This is a genomic window from Granulicatella sp. WM01 (genome assembly GCF_004570605.1).
Classification (GTDB): Bacteria; Bacillota; Bacilli; order Lactobacillales; family Aerococcaceae; genus WM01.
Window position 1 is genome coordinate 1 of the sequence record NZ_SPPB01000086.1, and the last position, 5,637, is coordinate 5,637.

At 33.9% G+C, this 5,637-nt stretch carries 3 protein-coding genes and 1 pseudogene; 1 reads left to right on the forward strand and 3 read right to left on the reverse strand.

Annotated features, from left to right (window positions below; translation table 11 throughout):
• Nucleotides 1-184: pseudogene (locus E4T68_RS09635) on the forward strand (IS30 family transposase); the annotation flags it as partial.
• Nucleotides 185-576: 392 nt separating this feature from the next.
• On the opposite strand, the gene E4T68_RS08285 reads toward E4T68_RS09635, so the two are convergent.
• From E4T68_RS08285 to licT, 3 genes are all read right to left on the reverse strand, one after another.
• Nucleotides 577-2,010, reverse strand: a complete 1,434-nt coding sequence (locus tag E4T68_RS08285) for a 6-phospho-beta-glucosidase (RefSeq protein WP_135125919.1) — start codon at nucleotides 2,008-2,010, stop codon at nucleotides 577-579.
• 239 nt (nucleotides 2,011-2,249) lie between these two features.
• Nucleotides 2,250-4,145, reverse strand: coding sequence for a beta-glucoside-specific PTS transporter subunit IIABC (locus E4T68_RS08290; RefSeq protein WP_135125921.1), 1,896 nt, complete (start codon nucleotides 4,143-4,145; stop codon nucleotides 2,250-2,252).
• Nucleotides 4,146-4,423: 278 nt separating this feature from the next.
• Nucleotides 4,424-5,260 carry a BglG family transcription antiterminator LicT gene (gene licT / locus E4T68_RS08295; protein WP_135125923.1) on the reverse strand — a complete coding sequence of 279 codons (837 nt, stop codon included), beginning with the start codon at nucleotides 5,258-5,260 and terminating at the stop codon, nucleotides 4,424-4,426.
• Between the last annotated feature and the right edge of the window lie 377 nt (nucleotides 5,261-5,637).

Genomic DNA, 5,637 nt, shown 5'->3' on the forward strand with positions numbered 1-5,637 from the left:
ACGAGGGACTAATGAAAATCACAATGGTTTAATTCGAGAATTTTTACCGAAGGGAAAATCATTTAATTTAGTACCTATTCAAATGATAACAACTATACAAAATGCGTTAAATAATAGACCTAGACGTCTACTAGACTATGATACACCTCATACTATGTTTAATCGTTTGTGTGCAACGACATAAACTATAACAGAATAGGTGTAACCGTAAAGGCTCGCTACGCTAATACCTTGACCGTTACACCTATTCCATTACAAAACAACTATGTCGCACACAGACATAGACTGTGACTTTAGTATTTTTCATGTACTGTTGCACTTGGCTTTACAATTCGAGTCAAAAAATCAATATGCCTCTGTTCTAACTAAGAGTAGAAATGCTCAAATATTGGATTAAACATATTTTTAGACATTAATGTCATAATTTAAAAATAGTCTTGCAAGAAGCTTTTTAGCTTCTTGCAAGACTAAACCATACTACTATTTTATGTACCTATGTCTTTTAGAAACATCTTCTTTTATACCGATTAGAAACTCATCATACCTAAACATTTTAAAGAGTTTTTTTCATCTCTCTTATTCAAGAAATCTACCATTACTTGCAATAACTTGTGCATACCAATCAAATGATTTTTTCTTTGTCCGTTTCAATGTTCCTTGTCCATTATTATCACGATCAACATAAATAAAGCCATAACGTTTTTTCATCTCACCTGTGCTTGCTGAAACAAAATCAATACAGCCCCATGTTGTATACCCGATTACTTCAACACCGTCTTTATGAATAGCATCTTTCATTGCCTTAATATGATCTTTTAAGTACGCAATACGGTAATCATCATGAATATTCCCTCGTTCATCTGGAGTATCGACTGCACCTAATCCATTTTCAACAACAAATAATGGTTTTTGATAACGATCCCACAATGTGTTTAACGTAATTCTAAAGCCAAGCGGATCAATTTGCCAGCCCCATTCACTAGCATCTAAATATGGATTTTTAACTGATTTGAAAATATTTCCAGCCGTTAACTCTTTATCGTCTACTTGATGTGCTGCCACACGACTTGCATAATATGAAAACGATATAAAATCAACTGTATATTGTTTTAGTAATGCTATATCTTCCTCAGTCATGTCAATCACTATGCCGTCACGTTCCCACTGTTTTAAAACATACTGCGGGTATTCACCACGTGCTTGCACATCAATCAAAGCATAAGTTTCTCTATCTTTTTTCATACTTTCCCAAACATCTTTTGGATTACATGTCTTAGGATAATATTGTCCTGCTGCTAACATACAACCGACTTTATTTTCGGAATCTACTTCATGTGCAATTTTTGTAGCAATAGCACTAGATACCAATTCGTGATGTACAGCCTGATATTTGACTTGCTCTTTGTTTTCTCCCTCGTTAAAAGCAATTCCTGCACCAATAAATGGAGCATGTAAAATCATATTAATTTCATTAAATGTTATCCAATACTTCACTAATCCTTTATAACGAGTAAATAAAACCCGACATAGTCTTTCATAAAACACAAGCATTTTACGATTTCTCCATCCACCGTATGTTTCAATTAAATGCATTGGACAATCAAAATGTGTAATCGTCACTAAAGGTTCAATACCATATTTCCGGCACTCTTTAAAGACATTTTCATAAAATTGTAGCCCTTTTTCATTAGGTTCTAACTCATCACCTTTTGGAAAAATCCGACTCCACCCAATTGACAAGCGGAATGTCTTAAATCCCATTTCCGCAAAAAGTGCAATATCTTCCTTATAGCGATGATAAAAATCTACTGAGTCTTTAGCTGGATAAAAGTAACCCTCTTCAAACTGGAACATTTTACGCTCACCACTAACAACTGACCATCTATCCTTACCAATAGGTAGCACGTCCACATTGGCTAATCCACGTCCATCAACATCAAATGCTCCCTCACATTGATTGGCAGCTGTAGCACCACCCCATAAAAAATCTTTTGGAAATTCTTTTTGCATATATAACTCCTCCTCTTCTTTACTTCTCTCATAAACCATTGTAAAGTGCATCCTATATATTTACTGACTTTTTTATAGAAAGTACTTTTCCTATTATGCATTATCTTTTGGACAACAATGTAATGTTCTACTTTAAAATACAATATACATGCAAGAGTAGTTCATACGACATCTACAATGCATATTTTTATTATACACCTACTCTGTTGTGAACATTCTGTCCGATTTTTTAAACTCATTTACTTTAAGCTAGTTAATAAATAATCCCCTAGAGATACGTACTCCTCTTGTGTCGTTAATATATCGGTTAATTCTTGAGTATTTGTCACAATAATTGGTGTTACAAGTGAATAACCTGCTTCTTGGATAAGATCTATATCAAAACTCACTAATAATTGTCCTGCACTTACCGTTTCTCCTTGTGCAACATGACTTGTAAATCCTTTTCCGTTTAACTGAACTGTATCCATACCAATATGTATTAATATTTCTGTTCCATTTTCAGATAATAATCCTATGGCATGCCCAGTAGGAAATACTGTACTTACTGTTCCATTAATCGGAGAACAAACTTGTCCTACTGTAGTAGGCTGAATAGCAATCCCTTGTCCTAGCGCACCAGAAGAAAATACTTCATCTGACACATTTGATAATGGCACAATTTTTCCTGTTAAAGGACTTGCAATAACATCTTGTTGTAACTCGTGTTTAGCATTATTTATCAGGTGTGTATCATTTTCTTTTGTTACAGTATTCTTTGTTTCTTTGTCATATAAAACAGGTACTTTTACAACCATTTGCATAATAAAGGATAAGGCAATAATCAACCCTGTTCCAATCACAATATGTAAAAGACTTGATGTATCTGCTCCAGAGGGATCAATATGTTTAGGATATAGAAAAATCCCCAATCCTCCACTTGTATACTGGATAACATTGAAAAATCCTAAATAAGCTCCGACAATAGCTGAAGCAATACAGCTAATAATAAATGGTGTTTTCATCGGTAAAGTGTATCCATAAATAGCTGGTTCTGTAATTCCAAATAATGTAGAAAACCAAGCCGGAACTATACCTGTTTTCAATTTTTTCTCTTTCGTACGCAACCAAATGGCAGATAAAACACCTGTTTGAGCAAAATTAGGTAAAGCTGCTGCTACTAAAATAACTGAAAATCCATTTTGTGCAATATCGGCAATCATTAATGGAATTAATCCCCAATGTAATCCAAACATCACTAATACTTGCCATAATCCTCCTAAAATCAATCCATATATTACTGGAGATAAATGATAAATCCACATAAATCCATCTCCAACCCATTGAGATAACAGATGCGCAACTGGTCCAATGACCATTAGTGCTAATGGCACACTAATTCCAATAGTTAACGTTGGTACAATAAACATTTTGATAAGGTCTGGAATAACTTTTTTCAGTACTTTTTCCAATTTTGAAGCAAATAAAATGACTAAAATGATTGGCAGTACTGTGGACAAATACCCACTACTTGACGGCATTTCAATAGGAAAACCAAACAATGTTGCTCCTTTCACGGACTCAACTAGACCAGGATACAACATTGATCCTGCAATGGCCAAGGCTGTAAACTCATTCATTTTGAAACGTCTTGCTGCAGTAAGTGCTAATACAAAAGGTAAATATTGGAATAGCCCATCTCCTAAAGTATTTAAAATAATATACAATCCGTCTGTTTTCGCTAATCCTAAAGCACCAGCTATAACTGTTACGCCTTTTAAAATCCCTGCAGCAGATAATGCCCCTAAAAATGGTTGAAATAAACTAGACATCGTATCAATAAAACGATTTAACAAAGAACCTTTAACTTGTGTGTTTTCATTCTCTACATTTCCAGAAACTTGTATTCCTGTCGTTGCAATAATTGCTGCATACACATCTGGCACATGATTGCCAATAACCACTTGATATTGACCACCACTTTTTACAACTGTCACAACACCTTCACGTTGTTTCAAATATTCCGTGTTTGCCTTGCTCTCATCTTTTAATGTAAAACGTAAACGTGTCATACAGTGCCGTAAATTAACAACATTTTCCTTTCCGCCTACATGTTGAACAATATCTTTTGCTAACTCATCATAATGTTTAGCCATATTTTTTCATTCCTTTCTCTTATTTAATTTTTATCATGTGATAAAAAGATGAATAGATGCTCTCACCAATTATGATAAGCGTACTCTATTTTGGGTTTGCTCAATCGTATTAAACATCTCTAATATGTTTTCTATTGAATCCTACTTTTCACTATAGCTTGCAATATAGCTAAGAGCATCATACATAAAAAACCTAAACGAATAGACTTATGACGTATGCCAAAGCCACTCATTTAGGTTTTGCCTGCTTGACCAGTAACAACCCTATAGGTGTTATTTTAATGTTCATTCATTAATTTTTGTACGTGAATAGTCAAATATACTTGTTCATCACGTCCCATGCCAAAGTGATGTTTTTGTGCAACGTACCGCTTAATTTTTTCCGTACATGCAAATGCTTGTGGGTAATTCACCTGTACTTGTTCAAATAGAAAAGAATCATTCGTGCCTTGAACAACTCCTGTCACAACACGCTGAGCAAAATATTGAATATGTGTTAAAAAACGGTTATATGAAATGGTACTATCATTTAACTCAATACCATAATGGAATCTAACAATATCAATGATATTTTGAACTAATTTAGTGATTTGAACCGTTTTTTCCAACAAATGACCGTCTTTTTCAGCATTAACAAGATGTAAAGCAATAGATGCTGCCTCATCTTCATTTAGCAATAGGTTCAATTGTTCTTTGATTATATTCAATGCCCACTTTCCAATCTGATATTCAGCAGGATAAAATTTCTTAACTTCCCAAGAAAGTGGATTTTTCACGACTATACCTTGCTTTGTCCGCTCTAAAGCAAAATGAATATGATCAGCTAATGTAATGTACAAATTGGACTGAAATGTTTGATGCAAACTCTCTTCTGCATGACGGATAATGGCTAATACAACATCTATTTGTTCAGACGGTAAATTGTGATAGACAGCTGATAAAGTGGTTACATCATCATGATTTTTCAACACAAAGGTTTTCTCAATGACAGACTCATCAACTCTATCCCCTTGTCGCTTTTGAAACGCTATCCCCTTACCCATAATAATACTCTCTTTACCTTGAGCATTTAAAACTAACGCAATATTATTGTTAAACACTTTTTTTATCTGCATAAGTACCTCCTCTAACAAAAAGAACCTAAACAGATACCAAATGAATAAAACTACTCATCTCGTATTTGTCTAGGTTTTGCCTGCCCAACCAGTCACAATCCTTATGGGTACTACTATACCACTATTACTAAAAAAATGCAAGCGTTTTTTAGCGAATACATATTATTTCTTTAAATCCCGTGTTGTAAAATGAAGTGCAACAAATAAAAATAAACAAAAAAACATGAAAATCAGCTATACTAAAGTTGCCAAACCAAATAGATAGGAAGATTTTCATGTCTGAAGTACATTATACCACAAAACGACACTATAAACACTTAAGTGATAAAGAAAGAAGTCAAATTGAAATATTATTAAACGAGGGCTATACTATTTCA